The sequence below is a fragment of the Shimia sp. CNT1-13L.2 genome (assembly GCF_024331145.1).
Classification (GTDB): Bacteria; Pseudomonadota; Alphaproteobacteria; order Rhodobacterales; family Rhodobacteraceae; genus Shimia.
On the sequence record NZ_JANDJO010000011.1, the window covers coordinates 58,579 to 73,880 of the forward strand.

General features: G+C 62.3%; 19 protein-coding genes. 9 read left to right on the top strand and 10 right to left on the bottom strand.

Translation table 11 applies throughout. The features are described from left to right. Positions 1-22: 22 nt before the first annotated feature. The 3 genes from NNA36_RS17615 to NNA36_RS17625 form a co-directional block, all read right to left on the bottom strand. Positions 23-916: an alpha/beta hydrolase gene (locus NNA36_RS17615; protein WP_255109466.1), complete on the bottom strand. Its 894-nt coding sequence runs from the start codon at positions 914-916 to the stop codon at positions 23-25. Then, a complete protein-coding gene (locus NNA36_RS17620; RefSeq protein ID WP_255109468.1) occupies positions 909-1,370 on the bottom strand; it encodes a MarR family winged helix-turn-helix transcriptional regulator in 462 nt (153 codons plus the stop codon). Before NNA36_RS17620 ends, NNA36_RS17615 begins: the two co-directional genes overlap by 8 nt. A gap of 95 nt (positions 1,371-1,465) precedes the next feature. Further along, positions 1,466-2,611 carry an acyl-CoA dehydrogenase family protein gene (locus tag NNA36_RS17625; RefSeq protein ID WP_255109470.1) on the bottom strand — a complete coding sequence of 382 codons (1,146 nt, stop codon included), beginning with the start codon at positions 2,609-2,611 and terminating at the stop codon, positions 1,466-1,468. Between the two features lie 199 nt (positions 2,612-2,810). Here NNA36_RS17625 and NNA36_RS17630 point away from each other — a divergent pair, with 199 nt between their 5' ends. The 4 genes from NNA36_RS17630 (at position 2,811) to NNA36_RS17645 (ending at position 5,547) form a co-directional block, all read left to right on the top strand. After that, complete coding sequence (locus NNA36_RS17630; RefSeq protein ID WP_255109602.1) at positions 2,811-3,698, top strand: TIGR01459 family HAD-type hydrolase; 888 nt, start codon at positions 2,811-2,813, stop codon at positions 3,696-3,698. A 216-nt stretch (positions 3,699-3,914) separates the two neighbouring features. Continuing rightward, the gene (locus NNA36_RS17635; RefSeq protein WP_255109473.1) at positions 3,915-4,613 is read left to right on the top strand and encodes a YafY family protein; all 699 of its coding nucleotides are present in this window, start codon (positions 3,915-3,917) and stop codon (positions 4,611-4,613) included. Positions 4,614-4,753: 140 nt separating this feature from the next. Next, positions 4,754-5,197, top strand: a complete 444-nt coding sequence (locus NNA36_RS17640) for a MaoC family dehydratase (protein ID WP_255109475.1) — start codon at positions 4,754-4,756, stop codon at positions 5,195-5,197. A gap of 152 nt (positions 5,198-5,349) precedes the next feature. Further along, positions 5,350-5,547 (top strand): hypothetical protein, encoded by a 198-nt coding sequence (locus tag NNA36_RS17645; RefSeq protein WP_255109477.1) that lies wholly within the window; start codon positions 5,350-5,352, stop codon positions 5,545-5,547. A gap of 120 nt (positions 5,548-5,667) precedes the next feature. Here the strand turns inward: NNA36_RS17645 and NNA36_RS17650 are convergent, their stop codons facing one another. After that, complete coding sequence (locus NNA36_RS17650; protein ID WP_255109480.1) at positions 5,668-6,438, bottom strand: nuclear transport factor 2 family protein; 771 nt, start codon at positions 6,436-6,438, stop codon at positions 5,668-5,670. Between the two features lie 93 nt (positions 6,439-6,531). Between NNA36_RS17650 and NNA36_RS17655 the strand changes: the two genes are divergently transcribed. Genes NNA36_RS17655 through NNA36_RS17670 form a run of 4 tightly spaced genes read left to right on the top strand, consistent with a single transcriptional unit; the run spans position 6,532 to position 9,396 of the window. Further along, the gene (locus NNA36_RS17655; protein ID WP_255109483.1) at positions 6,532-6,900 is read left to right on the top strand and encodes a helix-turn-helix domain-containing protein; all 369 of its coding nucleotides are present in this window, start codon (positions 6,532-6,534) and stop codon (positions 6,898-6,900) included. A 41-nt stretch (positions 6,901-6,941) separates the two neighbouring features. After that, positions 6,942-7,874 (top strand): bifunctional riboflavin kinase/FAD synthetase, encoded by a 933-nt coding sequence (locus tag NNA36_RS17660; protein ID WP_255109485.1) that lies wholly within the window; start codon positions 6,942-6,944, stop codon positions 7,872-7,874. Next, a complete protein-coding gene (locus NNA36_RS17665) occupies positions 7,871-8,350 on the top strand; it encodes a YcgN family cysteine cluster protein (protein ID WP_255109487.1) in 480 nt (159 codons plus the stop codon). Before NNA36_RS17660 ends, NNA36_RS17665 begins: the two co-directional genes overlap by 4 nt. After that, entirely contained in the window at positions 8,350-9,396 is a 1,047-nt protein-coding gene (locus tag NNA36_RS17670) for a low specificity L-threonine aldolase (RefSeq protein ID WP_255109489.1), read from the top strand. Before NNA36_RS17665 ends, NNA36_RS17670 begins: the two co-directional genes overlap by 1 nt. Before the next feature lie 74 nt (positions 9,397-9,470). Here the strand turns inward: NNA36_RS17670 and NNA36_RS17675 are convergent, their stop codons facing one another. Together NNA36_RS17675 and NNA36_RS17680 are read right to left on the bottom strand one after the other, a co-directional pair. Then, positions 9,471-10,271, bottom strand: coding sequence for an alpha/beta fold hydrolase (locus NNA36_RS17675; RefSeq protein WP_255109491.1), 801 nt, complete (start codon positions 10,269-10,271; stop codon positions 9,471-9,473). Position 10,272: 1 nt separating this feature from the next. Further along, complete coding sequence (locus NNA36_RS17680) at positions 10,273-10,872, bottom strand: 2-hydroxychromene-2-carboxylate isomerase (protein ID WP_255109494.1); 600 nt, start codon at positions 10,870-10,872, stop codon at positions 10,273-10,275. A 117-nt stretch (positions 10,873-10,989) separates the two neighbouring features. Between NNA36_RS17680 and NNA36_RS17685 the strand changes: the two genes are divergently transcribed. Further along, positions 10,990-12,006, top strand: coding sequence for a ribose-phosphate pyrophosphokinase (locus tag NNA36_RS17685; RefSeq protein ID WP_255109496.1), 1,017 nt, complete (start codon positions 10,990-10,992; stop codon positions 12,004-12,006). A gap of 103 nt (positions 12,007-12,109) precedes the next feature. Here NNA36_RS17685 and NNA36_RS17690 read toward each other — a convergent pair whose 3' ends face one another. The 4 genes from NNA36_RS17690 to NNA36_RS17705 all read right to left on the bottom strand — a co-directional run bounded on the left by NNA36_RS17690 (position 12,110) and on the right by NNA36_RS17705 (position 15,297). After that, complete coding sequence (locus NNA36_RS17690; protein ID WP_255109498.1) at positions 12,110-12,460, bottom strand: H-type lectin domain-containing protein; 351 nt, start codon at positions 12,458-12,460, stop codon at positions 12,110-12,112. A gap of 111 nt (positions 12,461-12,571) precedes the next feature. Then, positions 12,572-12,970 carry a F0F1 ATP synthase subunit epsilon gene (locus tag NNA36_RS17695; protein WP_255109500.1) on the bottom strand — a complete coding sequence of 133 codons (399 nt, stop codon included), beginning with the start codon at positions 12,968-12,970 and terminating at the stop codon, positions 12,572-12,574. Positions 12,971-12,981: 11 nt separating this feature from the next. Further along, complete coding sequence (atpD, locus tag NNA36_RS17700; protein WP_255109503.1) at positions 12,982-14,406, bottom strand: F0F1 ATP synthase subunit beta; 1,425 nt, start codon at positions 14,404-14,406, stop codon at positions 12,982-12,984. A gap of 15 nt (positions 14,407-14,421) precedes the next feature. After that, entirely contained in the window at positions 14,422-15,297 is an 876-nt protein-coding gene (locus NNA36_RS17705) for a F0F1 ATP synthase subunit gamma (RefSeq protein ID WP_255109505.1), read from the bottom strand. Positions 15,298-15,302 lie beyond the last annotated feature (5 nt).

Consider the following 15,302-nt stretch of genomic DNA (forward strand, 5'->3'; position numbering starts at 1 on the left):
CCACCTGCGCCGCAGAATAAAGTCAGGAAACCGCGACGGCGCCACCTTCGGGCAATTGGCCATCGGTCAGCCAGAGCCAGAGTTCCTCCCACAGCGCCTCACGCCCCTTTCGAAACGCGCCTTCATGCCCCACGGCCGACACGCCCAATTCCTGCGCCTTTCGCACAACAAGGTGCTTTTCCGCCTTCGGATAGCAACTCAACGTATCACGCGCCGCCGTTGGCGTGGCGATCCCGTCGTCGGGAAACACCCAGGCGCAGATCGGCGCCGACACTTCGTCAAAGTGGTGCGGCCAGCGACGGGCCGCGAGGTCAGGCTTGATATAGCTGCGCCGCTGCGACCAGCGCCGCCATGTGCGAAACACTTCCGGCGGCAGTGCGGCACCACCCCAGCCGCCCACCGGACGGATCTCTCCCCAGCGCCAGAGCGAGAACGTCCCGAACCCCCACCAGAAATACAGTTCCAGCGGCAGGCGCGTCCTGTGATGCACCCCCCAATACCCGCTACCAACCGAGACAAAGGCATGGCGCGCCACCTTGGCGTGGTTGCCCATGAAGCCGACAAACTGGCCTCCGATACTGTGGCCAAGCGTCACCAACGGCAGCCCGGGCGCGGCCTGTTCAAGCGCCTCAAGGGCCGCCGTCATGTCATGCCGCCCCCAGTCGGGATAGTCGATGCCAGAACCTGCGAGATTGTCCGCACCACTGTCCCCGATCCCGCGATAGTCATAGGTCAGAACCACCGCCCCACGCGCCGCCAGCCAGGCCGCGACATGGCGATAGAACCGGCGCGGAAAACCTGTGCCGGCCGAGATCAGCACCGCCACCTGCGGGGCCGCTCCGCGATAGAGATCCCCCACCAGCGCCCAGCCATCACCGGCCTCGAACGCCACCTCTTCCACATGTACCTCAGCCATTCTTATCGCCCCGCTCCACATCCTCGATGATCTCGTCCGCATGGTCGGCCACATGGGTCAGGAACCGCGCGATCACCTGTTGCTCGCCCGCATCGAACGGCGCCAGCAAGGCCGCGTTCCAGCCCTGCACCAACGGCCGCCCCTGCGCCACAAGCGCCCGCGCCTGCGGCTCGATATGCACGACAACCCGCCGCCCGTCGCCATCCACGGGCGCGCGGCGCACCAATCCCCGGTCTTCCATCCGGTCGATCAACCCGCTCAGTGACGACTTGCTCAAAGACAGGGCCTGCGCCAGGGCACCAACGCTCAGACCGTCCTGCTGATCCAGCAGGAACAGAACCCCCTGCTGCGTCATCGACAATCCGGTTTCATCCCTCGAACGGCGATCCACCGCCCGGATCAGCGCGCTGTGTGCCTTGTGAACAAGAAAAAAGACCTTGGGAGGTTTTGCCATTGGTATTTCGCATCCGAACTATCTTTACCTAGTTCGTATACGAACAACCTTGTCGCGCACCACCCCGTTTGCGCATGACGTTGCGCAAAGCAGCCTCACATGCGTTTGGCCACTTCCTCGAGCATCACCTCGGTTGCGCCGCCGCCAATCGCCTGAACCCGCGCATCCCGCGCCATGCGTTCGATGGCCATGCCGCGCAGGTAACCCGCACCGCCGTGGAACTGAAGGCAATCATACATCACCTCGTTCACCAACTCGCCACACAGCGCCTTGAGCATCGACACCTCGCGCACCACCTCTTCGCCATGCGCATCCCGCGCTGCCACCTGATAGACAAAAGCCCGCGCCGCCGCGACCCGCGCCGCCAGCATCGCCAGCCGCTGCCGGATCGCCTGCTTCTCCCAAAGCGGCGCACCAAAGGCCTGCCGCTCCTTCACATAATCCACCGTCAGGTCCAACGCCGCCTGCGCCTCGCCCACCGCCATCGCCCCCAGCACGATCCGTTCGTTCTGAAAGTTCTGCATGATCGCATAGAACCCGCGCCCCTCTTCGCCCAGCACGTTTTCAACCGGCACCCGCACATCCTGAAAGGCAAGCTCGGCCGTATCCGAAGACAGCCAGCCGTGCTTGTCCAACGCGCGGCTCACCTCGAACCCCTCCATGCCCTTCTCCAGCAGGAAAATGGTCACCGACTGGCTCGCCGGCCCGTCACGATCGGTCTTGGCTGCCACGCAATAGAGATCGGCATGCACCCCGTTGGTGATGAACATTTTCGACCCGTTCAGAACGTAATGATCTCCATCCCGCCGTGCCGTCGTCCGTATGCCCTTCACGTCCGACCCCGCCCCAGGCTCGGTAACACCCACAGCCGTGATCGTCTCGCCCGCGATAATCCCCGGCATGAACCGTTCCCGCTGAGCCGCGCTACCGGCGTTGAACAGATGCACCGACGCCATGTCTGTATGCACCAGCGCCGTGATCGCAAAGCCCGAAAAGGTCGACCGCCCAAGCTCTTCGGCAAGAACCGCCGTCGCCCGCGTGTCCATCCCGCTGCCGCCATAGGCCTCGGGGTATCGGATGCCAAAGAACCCCAGCTCGCCCATCTCGCGCAGCACCTCGCGCGGCACCATGCCCGCCGCCTCCCAGTCCTCGCCATGGGGCAAAACCCGCTCTCTGACAAACCGGCGAACCTGGTCGCGCAACAGCGCGTGCTCTTCTCCCAGAAACAGATGTGCGTCCATGATGATCCTCCCTCACGCCATGCTGTCCGCCGCCCCGCGCCCTGTCCATCAAAACGTCGCGACCGCCGCGCCGCAGCACCGCCGCGATACCGACGTAATACCGACGCGATACCGCACGCCCTTTTTCACCCAGATTTCACTGGAAACCCACAGCCCGCTTTGCCATACCTGCGCCAACATCCACGCGACAGGACACCCCATGACCCAGATCATCGCATCGCTTTCCGACGTCTCCGACCGCTACGACGCGCTGTTCGTCGACCTCTGGGGCTGCGTCCACAACGGCATCACCGCCTACCCCGAAGCCGTCGCCGCGCTTCAGGCCTATCGCGCCAAGGGCGGCATCGTGGTTCTTGTCACCAACTCCCCCAAACCCCGCGCCGGGGTGATGTCGCAACTGGCCGATTTCAACGTGCCCGCCGACGCCTATGACACCATCGCCACCTCCGGCGACAGCGCCCGCGCCGCCATGTTCACCGGCGCGGTTGGCGAAAAGGTCTACTTCATGGGCGAATGGCAGCGCGACGAGGGCTTCTTCACGCCGCTGGAAGTGATCGACAATCCGGTCACCATTTCCCGCGTCCCTCTGGCCGAGGCCGAGGGCATCGTCTGCTGCGGCCCCTTCGACACCATGGCCGATCCCGACGTGAACCGCGCCGATTTCCTCTATGCCAAGACCAAGGGCATGAAGCTGCTCTGCGCCAACCCCGACATCGTTGTCGACCGTGGCGAAACCCGCGAATGGTGCGCTGGCGCGCTGGCCCGCCTCTACACCGAAATGGGCGGAGAAAGCCTTTATTTCGGCAAACCCCACCCGCCGATCTATGACCTCGCCCGCCGCCGCCTCGCCGCGCTTGGCAAGGACATCCCCGACAGCGCGATCCTCGCCATCGGCGACGGCCCGCACACCGATATTGCCGGTGGCATGGGCGAAAACATCGACACGCTCTTCATCACCGGCGGCCTCGCCGCAAGGGAAACCAAGACCGACATCCACCCCGATCTCCAGCCCGACGCCGAGGCGCTAAACGCCTATCTTGAAAAGGAAATGTCGAGCCCAACCTTTTCGATCGGACGCCTGCGCTAAGGCCGTCCCGTCCCGCGCGGCAAACAGGCGGCAGGGCGGCACATACCGCCCGTCGCCCCGATCCGCCCCGCCATCCGGTCGGGTCATGTCACGCGCCACATCATACCAGCTCATCCCGCTCTCCTTCGCTCATCTCCTTCCTTTTTGCCCAATCCCCCCTGACAGGGTGTTGTCAGCAGGCTCTGCTATAGTGGCAGCAGCAAGGAAGGAGCCCCCATGCGTCGCACCAGCCGTCTTTTCGAACTGATCCAGCTTCTGCGCGCCGCGGATCAGCCCCTGACCTCCGAACAACTGGCCGCCGCGCTCGAGGTGTCACAACGCACCGTCTATCGCGACATCGCCGCGCTTCAGGCCATGCGCACCCCGATCGAAGGGGCGGCAGGTCTCGGCTATGTGCTGCGGGCGGGTTATGACCTGCCGCCGCTGAATTTCGATCTCGAGGAAATCGAGGCCCTGCGCGTCGGCCTCGCCATGCTTGCCCGCACCGGCGACAGCGCCCTGCAAAGGGCCGCCCTGCGGATCTGCGAAAAGGTCGAAGACCTGCATGGCCCCGCCGACTGGCTGGTGGTTGTGCCCTGGGGCGCGCCGGGTGACGATCCGGCCAAGGGCTGCGTCTCGATTGCCATGCTGCGCGATGCCATCCGCGAAGAACGCAAACTGCGCCTCACCTACCGCGACACCGATGCGACCGAGACCACCCGCACCGTCCGCCCCCTCGCGCTCGTCTATCACCTCGAATGCGTGATGCTCGCCGCCTGGTGCGAACTGCGCGGCGGTTTCCGCCATTTCCGCAGCGACCGAATCTATGCCTGCGACCCGCTCGACAGCTTTTTCCCCGCCCAATCCGCCCCCCTGCGCCAGCTCTGGCTCGAGCAGGAAGGCTGGGGCACGCAAGAATCCACCTATTCTGCCTGACCCCAGCCCCTATTCTGGCGAGATTTTGCGGTCATTTGCCGGAATTGGGCTTGATTTTCTGCACCTGCAAAGTAATAAAGTTGCGAAACATAGCACCCCACAGTGCGAAAATTACACACCCAACGCAACCGGAGGGCGGAATGTTGGATAACCTGCCACGCGGAACGATCTGCATCGAAGACATCGAGATGGGCATGTCGCGCTACCTGCGCAAAGTCGTGACCGACGAAGACATCGAGATGTTCGCCCAGGTCTCGACCGACCGCAACCCGGTGCACCTCGACGATGAATACGCCAACGACACCATCTTCGAGGGCCGCATCGCCCACGGCATGCTGACCGCCGGCCTGATCTCGGCCGTGATCGGTGAACAGCTCCCGGGCCACGGCACCGTCTACATGGGCCAGACCCTCAAGTTCCTCGCCCCCGTCCGCCCCGGCGACATGGTCTATGCCGAGGTCAAGGTGGTCGACATCGAAATCTCGAAACGCCGTGTGAAACTCGACTGCCACTGCTCGGTTGACGGCAAGAAAGTCCTGATCGGCGAAGCCACCGTCCTCGCGCCTTCACGCAAATTCGACTGATTTTCCGGACATCTGCTCACAAGGCCGCCTCTCCGGGCGGCCTTTTTGGTTTCGCAGGCATCCCGGAAACAGCAGAATTGACCCGTTCGTCCCATGCGCTACTCTCTCAAGAGTAAGCTGTTCTCGACCAAGTCACAGGAAAGGATGTCACCATGCTCTATCCAATCGCCGCGCTGGAAGCCGACAAACTCGAGGCGCTCAAGGCGCTCGAAGCCGAGATCGGCAGCCCGATTGTCGCCCTTTCCGCAGTGGACGCAGGCTCGGCCAACCTGTCACAGGACAAGATCGAAAAACTGCAGTCGCTGGAAGACGAGCTGGACGTGGTCCTCGTCGCCGTCCGTCCCAGCTGACATCCGGATTTACCGTACGCGCAAGGCCGGGGCGCTGCCCCGGACCCCGGAGTATTTCGCGTGCATTGAAGCGCAGCTGACTTCAATGCACTAAAAATACTCTCGCCGAAGGCGTATGGATCAGAACTTTCCGTTCTCATGCGCCATCTGGGCGGGAATTTCCGAAAGCGTGTCCCAGTGCTCGACGATCTTTCCGTCCTCGACACGGAACAGATCGAAAAAGGCGGTATGGGTCTCACCAAACATCCCTTCCGAGGCGGTGAACACAAAGTTGCCTTCGGCGACGATCATGTGTGTCGCGTCATAGCGCATCACCTGCCCCGCATCCGCCAGCGCCTTCAGCGCCGCGCCCAGGCCCTCCAGACCGTCGGCGATCAGAGGGTTGTGCTGGTGATAGCTCTCACTCGAAATGTAATTTCCGATATTCTGCGGCGCCTTGCCGTGCAGCACATCCTCGACAAACCGCGTCACCAGCGCCTTGTTTTCCGCGGTCCTGTCCAGATCGGTGACCTCGACCGCCCCGTCCACCATGCCGCGGCCTGACGGGTTCGGGCCCGCGAGAGGTTGCAGGTTGTCCCAATGCTCAACCACCTTGCCATCCGCCACGCGGAACACGTCAAAGGCGACCTGCGTCTTGGCACCAAAGGCCTGGGCATTGTCATAGGTGCTGTGCAGAACCACCAGATCGCCCTCGGCGATCACCCGGTGCACCTGCGCCGTCAGCCCACTTTCCTTGAGCGCGGGCAAAACCCCGAGTATCGCCTCGGCCCCGGTCGGCACCATCGGATTGTGCTGGATATAGCCGGGCACCAGCAGGTCCCGCGCGGCCTCGGGATCAAACTGCACGAAAAGCGCCGTTACCGCGTTCAACACAACTTCTTTCACTGACATGGATCATTCCTCTCGATTCGCGTTGCTGTCATTGCCCCAATGAGGTATCAATTTCATACCAAGTATCAATTACGCACTTAAAAGGAACCAGGTATGCTCAAGGTAACCGCCCTCTCCAAGGAACAGGCCGAGAACTGTCCGATCCGCTCGGTTCTCTCGAAGGTCACGGGCAAATGGCAGCTTCTGATCCTGCTGGTCCTGTCCAGCGGCCCACAGCGGTTTGGCGCCCTGAAACGCCTTATCGGCGACATCACCCAGCGCGTCCTGACCGAGAACCTGCGCAACCTCGAACGTGACGGCCATCTGCTGCGCACCGTGCACGCCGGCCCACCCCTTGCCGTCACCTACACGCTGACCGAGCAGGGCCAAGACCTAGTCGGCGTCCTCAAGCCACTGGTGATCTGGGCCGACAACAACTTTCCCTCGATTCAGGCGTCGCGTCAGGAGGTCGATAACGCCTGATCCCCTTGCGCCTGACTGCACGTCCCGCTAACCCTTCGGTCATGCGGATCATACGTGACTATCAATACGTGAACCAAGACGACCGGGGCGCCAGCGCCGCGATCGGGAATTTCGACGGTGTCCACATCGGCCACCAGTCGGTGATCGACCTTGCGCGCGAGGCCGGCGGCGAAGCCCCCCTGGGCATTGTCACCTTTGAACCCCACCCGCGCCAGTTCTTTGCCCCCGGCAGCGATCCCTTCCGCCTGACCAGCGCCGAAACCCGCGCCCACCGGCTCGAGAAACTGGGGGTCGAAAGGCTCTATGAACTGCCCTTCAACGCGACCCTCTCCGCCCTCACTCCCGAGGAATTCGCCCGCGACGTGATCGTCGAGGGCCTTGGCCTCAAACACGTTGTGATTGGGGCCGACTTCTGTTTCGGAAAGGGGCGCGCCGGCACCGCCGAAGATCTTCAGGCTTTCGGGCAAGACATGGGCTTTGGCGTCACCATCGCGCCGCTTCTCAAGGGCGGTGACGAACAGGTGTCCTCGACCGCGATCCGCAAGGCCCTGACCGAAGGCCGCCCGCGCGACGCCGCCGCCATGCTTGGCCACTGGCACCGCGTCGACGGCCCCGTCATCGGCGGAGACCAGCGTGGCCGCGATCTCGGCTTTCCCACCGCCAACATGTCCATCGACGGGCTGCACCCGCCGAAATTCGGCGTTTACGCGGTTCTGATCGACGTGCTCGAAGGCCCCCACGAAGGCAGCTACAAGGGCGCGGCCTCGGTTGGCGTGCGCCCCATGTTCGGCGAGAACAAGGCCAATATCGAAACCTTTCTGTTCGATTTCTCCGGCGATCTCTACGGCACACAGCTTTCCATCGCGCTGGTCGAATTCCTGCGCCCCGAGTGGAAGTTCGACAGCCTCGAGGCGCTGGTCGCCCAGATCGACGCCGACTGCGCCCAATGCCGCGACATCCTGGCCGACCTATGAGCCAGAAGAAGGACCCGATCAACCGCAAGGGCTTTGCCCCCCGTTTCTGGGAGCGCAAGAAGATCACCAAGCTTTCCAAGGAAGAATGGGAAGCCCTCTGTGACGGCTGCGGCAAGTGCTGCCTCAACAAGCTGGAAGACGCCGACAGCGGCGAGGTCGCCCTGACCTGCATCGCGTGCCGCCTTCTCGACGACGAGAGCTGCCGCTGCACGCAGTACGACATCCGTCACCAGTTCGTGCCGGAATGTATCGTGCTCAGCCCGCGCAATATCGACAGCCACGCCTACTGGATGCCCCAGACCTGCGCCTACCGCCTTCTTTGGGAGGGCAAACCACTCTACGACTGGCATCCGCTGATCTCGGGCACCCCCGACAGCGTCCATGCCGCCGGGGTCTCGGTCCAGAACCGCACCGTTTCGGAATTCGAAATCCCCGAAGACGAATGGGAAGAGTATATCATCGAGGAGCCCGTCTGATGTTCTTTGCCTCTGACAATGCCGGTATCGCCCACCCCGCCATCATGGAGGCACTGACCCGTGCCAACACCGGCTATGCCATGCCCTATGGCGCCGATGCCATCATGGACGAGGTGCGCGCGCAGATCCGCGACATCTTCGAAGCCCCCGAGGCCGCGGTCTATCTCGTGGCCACCGGCACGGCCGCCAATTCGCTGGCGCTGGCCACCTACTGCCAGCCCTACCAGACAGTCTTCTGCAGCCCCGTGGCCCACATCCACGAAGACGAATGCAACGCGCCCGAATTCTATTCCGGCGGTGCCAAGCTGACCCTCGTGGGCGATGCGCCGAAAATGACGCCCGAGGCGCTCAAGGCTGCGATCGAAGGCGAAGAAACCCGCGGCGTGCACGGCCCCCAGCGCGGCCCGCTCTCGATCACCCAGGTCACCGAACGCGGCACCGTCTACAGCGTGGCCGAGATCAAGGCGCTCTCGGAAATCGCCAAGTCCTACGGCCTGCCCGTGCATCTCGACGGGGCCCGTTTTGCCAATGCGCTCGAGGCGCTTGGCTGCACCCCCGCCGAGATGACCTGGAAATCCGGTGTCGACGTGGTCAGCTTCGGCGGCACCAAGAACGGCTGCATGGGTGTCGAGGCGGTGATCTTCTTTGATCCCGAAAAGGCCTGGGAATTCGAACTGCGCCGCAAACGCGGGGCGCACCTGTTCTCGAAACACCGCTATCTTTCTGCCCAGATGCAGGCCTACCTGCAAGACGATCTCTGGCGCGACAACGCCCGCAAGGCCAATGCCAATTGCGCCCGCCTCACTGCGGGCCTGCGCGATGCCGGCGTGACCTTCCTGCACGACCCGCAAGCCAATATCATCTTCTGCGCCTTCCCGCGCGCCTCCCACCAGCGCCTGCACGACGCTGGCGCGCTCTACTATGTCTGGTCCGGCAGCCTCGAAGGCGATGATCCCGATGAATTGCTCGAGGCACGGCTGGTCTGCGACTGGTCGATCAGCGATGAAGAGATCGACCGCTTCATCGACCTCGTCAAACCGGCCTGAGGTCTCTGAACGGGCCTTCTTCTTGGCCCAAATACCCAAAACAGGCCGCGCGCCCTGCGCGGCCTTGCTTCGCTTCAGGCCTGCTGCAACGTGGCGCGGATTTCGGCCGCCACGGTTTTCGGATGGGTGACTGGCCCCATATGCGCCATGCCGTCAAAGGTCACACGCCGCGCATTGCGCAGCCGTGCCGCGATCCCGTCCTGCACCACGTGCATCAGCGCCGGAGACTCCGCCCCGTCCATCACCACGGCCGGCGCGTCGATCTCGCTCAAACGCGGCACCACGCCGCCGTTGTCTTCCGAAATCGCAGGCTGGCTCGCGCCGATAAACCCGATGCGACGGGCCGATCCCTGCCGCAGCTCCTCGGGCAGATCGTCCCATTTCCGCCCATCGCCCCAGACCCGCATGAACAGCCGCGCGCCCATGGCCGGGTCTCCGGCCGCGATATGGCCGTTGACCTCTTCCATGTGGCGACGATTCCACTCCCACTCCTCGGGCAGGTCCTCCTTGGCCACCGCCATCAGCACCGGCTCGAACAGCGACAGGCTGCGCACCAGATCGGGCCGCGCCATCGCCAGCTTGAGGGCAATCACCCCGCCATAGCTGTGCCCGATCAGGTCCATCGGCTGATCCAGAAACGGCAGAACCGCCTCGAAGGTGGCCGCGGTCAGGTCGCCCGCGTGATCCCAGTCCGGGCTGCGCCCGTGCCCCGGCAGGTCCAACGCCGTGATCGTCAGGTCGTCTTCAAGCTCTGCCGCCACACCTTTCCACGCGCCGGAATGCGCCAGCGAACAATGCAGCGCCAAGGCCCGACGCGGCCCCTTGCCAAATTCCCGTGAATGCAAGGCCAGTGGGGCCGCGCCGTCCAATCCCATTTCAGAGTTTTCCTTCCAGGTGCAGATCAAGGTATTCCAGCCGGTCCTGTCCCCAGAACCCCTGCCCTTCCTCTGTCACGTAAAACGGTGCACCGAAAGCCCCTGCCGCAACCGCATCCTCAAGATTCTGCGCATAGGTCTCGGCCCCGACCAGAAGACCGCTGTCCGCCAGCCCCGGATCGAACCCAGCCCCCTCAAGACAAGCCTTGATCACATCATCCTGCGCGATGTCCTTTTCCTCGGCCCAACATGCCCGCATCAAGGATTGCACGAGACCGGCAAGATCACCGCCCCCCGCCTTTTGCGCCGCGATCACCGCATAGGAGGACGGCGCCATGTTGGTGGGCCAATGCGCCGGTTGCAGATTGAAGTCCAGCCCCTGTTTCGCCGCCTGACGCACAAGGTCCTGCGCCCGGTAGGCCTGCCGGTTGGGATGGCGATCCTTGGGCGGCGTGCCCCCCGTACGGGCAAACAGCGCCATGATATCCATTGGTTTATAGGTGATCGTCGCCCCATGCTTGGCCGCGATCGTCTCGAGACGGTCGCCCGCCAGGTAGGCATAGGGTGAAATCGTCGAAAAATAGTAATCAATATGCGCCATTTGTTTCCTCCTCGCACGAGCATCACTTTGCCAGACGCTATGCGCATGTTAAGCGGTACGCAACGTCACGAATCTGTCATTTCCTGGCAGGTGACATCAGACCTGGGGATCACTCACATGCCTACCATTCTGGAACCGAAACTGATTACCGGCACAGCCAACAAGCCGCTGGCCAAGGCAATCTCGCGCCGCATGTCCATGCACCGCGGCAAGAACCTTGGCCTCGTCGATGCCCGCGTGGAACGTTTCAACGACCAGGAGATCTTTGTCGAAGTCTACGAGAACGTACGCGGCGAAGACATGTTCATCATTCAGCCGACCTCGAACCCGGCCAATGACAACCTGATGGAACTGCTCATCATGGCCGATGCCCTGCGCCGCTCTTCGGCAGCCCGCATCACCGCCGTGATCCCCTACTTCGGCTATGCCCGCCAGGACCGCCGCGCCAAGGCACGGACCCCGATCTCGGCCAAGCTGGTGGCCAACATGCTGGTCGAAGCCGGCGTCGAGCGTGTCCTCACCCTCGACCTGCACGCCGCGCAGATCCAGGGCTTCTTCGACATCCCCGTCGACAACCTCTATGCCTCGCCGATCTTCGCGCTCGACATCCTTGAACAGTTCAAGGACGACCTTGCCGACGTGATGATCGTATCGCCCGACGTTGGCGGCGTGGCCCGTGCCCGCGAACTCGCCAAACGTATCAACGCCCCGCTCTCGATCGTCGACAAGCGCCGCGAGAAACCGGGCGAAGTCGCCGAGATGACCGTGATCGGCAACGTCGAAGGCAAGAAATGTATCATCGTCGATGACATCTGCGACACCGCCGGCACCCTCTGCAAGGCCGCCGAAGTCCTGATGGAACACGGAGCCACCGAGGTACACTCATACATCACCCACGGTGTTCTCTCCGGCCCGGCCGTCGACCGTATCACCAAGTCGGTCATGAAATCGCTGGTCATCACCGACTCGATCGAACCCACCCAGCCCGTGCTGGACGCCCAGAACATCCGCATCGTGCCGACCGCGCCGTTGTTCGCCCAGGCGATCCTGAACATCTGGAACGGCACCTCGGTCTCGTCGCTGTTCGACACCGACACGCTGGAACCGGCCTATGAGGGCATGTTCAACAAGTAACCTTTACCGGTTTCCAAAAACGCGAAGGGCGCCCCACAGGCGCCCTTTTTCATTGTAGTATCACCAGTCAGCCCAGACCGCAGGACCGGGCAGCGCCCGACCCTCAGTCCACCAGCCAGTCATCCTCGTAAGCCAGCTCTCCAATCGCGAGCCAACTCATCCGCACCCGCGCGATACGCGTATCGCCCCAGGTCCGGAACACCAAATCAAACCCTTTTTCGGTGATTTTCTCCGCCTTCACCTCGGCGCGTGTGTTGTGGGCGCTGTCCATATCCGACAGGGAAAGCCCTACCTGCACCGCTGGGGGATGGCGATAGACCGAACTGAACTTCACCGCCTTGCGGCGCTCACGCGGGCCGGTTCCGGTCCACATTTCGCCGCCATCCTCAAAATCCGAGAACAGCGGGACATCTCCCTGATCCACACCAATAAGATGATTTCGAAGTCGTTTCATAAGGTCTTCCAGTTGCTATACCGGCTTAGCTGAAATCTCGCGCGAGACGCAATCAAAAACAGCAAAAGGCCCCACCGGATGGTAGGGCCTTTTCCAATCATTTCAACGATATCAGACGTTCAGCGCGGAGCGCAGAGCTTCCATATCGGCCAGCGTCTTGGCGGCGGCGTCCTTGGCTTCGGCAGTCGCGTTGTCCGCGGCGTCCTTTGCCAGGGCGATCAGCGAGTCCATGTCGGCAGCAGTTACTTCCGCCACGGGCATCGCCTTTTCGGCCAGAACCGAGGTGCCTTCTGCCGAGATCTCGGCAAACCCGCCGGTGACGGCATATTGTGCCGAACCTTCGGGGCCTTCGACCGACAGGACACCGGGACGCAGCGTGGTGATGGTCGGAGCATGATCCGGCATTGCGGTCATGTCGCCATCGGCGCCCGGAATCTGGACCGCCGTCACCTGGAACGAAGCGAGGCTCCGTTCCGGGCTGACAAGGTCAAATTGCATCGTGTTTGCCATCAGGGGCCTCCTTAGGCCGCTTCAGCAGCCATTTTCTCGGCTTTTGCGATCACTTCCTCGATGCCGCCAACCATGTAGAAGGCACCTTCGGGCAGGTGGTCGTATTCGCCTGCGACAACCGCTTTGAACGACGAGATGGTGTCTTCCAGCGGAACCTGAACACCGTCCGAGCCGGTGAACACTTTCGCAACGTCGAACGGCTGCGAGAGGAAACGCTGGATCTTACGAGCACGCGCAACGGTCAGTTTGTCTTCTTCCGACAGTTCGTCCATGCCGAGGATGGCGATGATGTCCTGCAGCGACTTGTAGCGCTGGAGGATACCTTGGACTTCGAACGCCACGTTGTAGTGCTCTTCGCCAACAACCGAGGGGTCCATCAGACGCGAGGTCGAGTCGAGCGGGTCAACGGCCGGGTAGATACCCAGTTCCGAGATCGCACGCGACAGAACGGTGGTTGCGTCGAGGTGGGCAAAGGTGGTTGCCGGTGCAGGGTCGGTAAGGTCGTCCGCGGGAACGTAGACGGCCTGGATCGACGTAATCGAGCCCGATTTGGTCGAGGTAATACGTTCCTGCATCGCACCCATGTCGGTTGCCAGGGTCGGCTGGTAGCCCACGGCCGAAGGAATACGGCCAAGAAGCGCCGAAACCTCGGAACCAGCTTGGGTAAAGCGGAAGATGTTGTCGACGAAGAAGAGAACGTCGGTACCCGACTGGTCGCGGAACTGTTCCGCAAGGGTCAGACCGGTCAGAGCAACACGTGCACGTGCACCCGGAGGCTCGTTCATCTGACCGTAAACCAGGGCCACCTGCGACTCTTCGAGGTTGTCCGGCTTAATAACGTTCGATTCGATCATCTCGTGGTAGAGGTCGTTACCTTCACGGGTACGTTCACCAACACCTGCGAACACCGAGAAACCCGAGTGTACTTTTGCGATGTTGTTGATCAGTTCCATGATGAGAACGGTCTTACCAACGCCGGCGCCGCCGAACAGACCAATCTTACCACCCTTCGCGTAAGGCGCGAGAAGGTCGATAACCTTGATGCCGGTTACCAGGATTTCCGACTCGGTCGACTGTTCGTCGAATTCCGGTGCCGGCTGGTGGATGGCGCGGGTTTCGTCTGCTTTCACAGGGCCCTGTTCGTCAACGGGTTCGCCGACAACGTTCAGGATACGGCCCAGGGTCGCGTTACCAACGGGAACCGAGATCGGTGCGCCGGTGTCGACCACTTCTGCGCCACGAACGAGACCTTCGGTCGCGTCCATCGCGATGGTGCGTACGGTGTTTTCGCCGAGGTGCTGGGCTACTTCCAGAACCAGTTTCTTACCATTGTTTTCGGTGTCCAGTGCGTTGAGGATTTCCGGCAGGGAATCTTCGAACTGCACGTCCACAACGGCGCCGATGATCTGGGTCACCTTGCCTTTTGCGTTTGCCATGTTTCGTCTCCGGTCTTAGAGCGCTTCAGCGCCCGAGATGATTTCAATAAGCTCGTTGGTGATCACTGCCTGACGCGAGCGGTTGAACTGGATCGTCAGTTTGTCGATCATGTCGCCTGCGTTGCGGGTCGCGTTGTCCATTGCGGACATACGCGCACCTTGCTCCGAGGCACCGTTTTCCAGCAGCGCAGCGAAAATCTGCGTAGCGACACCGCGCGGCAGCAGGTCGGCCAGGATGGCCTCTTCGCTGGGCTCGTAGTCGTACAGCGTGCTTTCGCCATCGCCCTCGACCTCGTCAAACGCGGCCGGGATGATTTGCTGTGCGGTCGGGATCTGGCTGATCACCGACTGGAAGCGGTTGAAGAAGATGGTGGCGACGTCGAACTCACCCGCATCGAAACGCGACAGCAGGTCACGCGCGATGTCTTGTGCGTTGTCGTAGCCGATCTTCTTGACCTCGGACAGATCCACGTGCGCGACCATCTGGTCTTCGAACTCACGCTTCAGCTGCTCGCGGCCTTTTTTGCCAACGGTCAGGATCTTGACGGTCTTGCCAGCGGCGGTCAGCTCTTGGGCTTTGGCACGGGCAAGTTTCGCGATCGAGCTGTTGAAGCCGCCACACAGGCCACGTTCCGCGGTCATGACCACCAACAGGTGGACCTGATCGCTTCCGGTGCCCGAAAGCAGCTTGGGTGCAGAGTCGGAACCGCCGACCGAAGCCGCCAGCCCACCCAGAACGGCGTTGAACCGTTCTGTGTAGGGACGCGAGGCCTCGGCAGCTTCCTGCGCGCGGCGAAGTTTCGCCGCGGCAACCATCTGCATGGCTTTGGTGATCTTACGAGTGTTTTTCACACTCTCGATCCGGGTTTTTAGGTCCTTCAGACTGGGCATTGTCC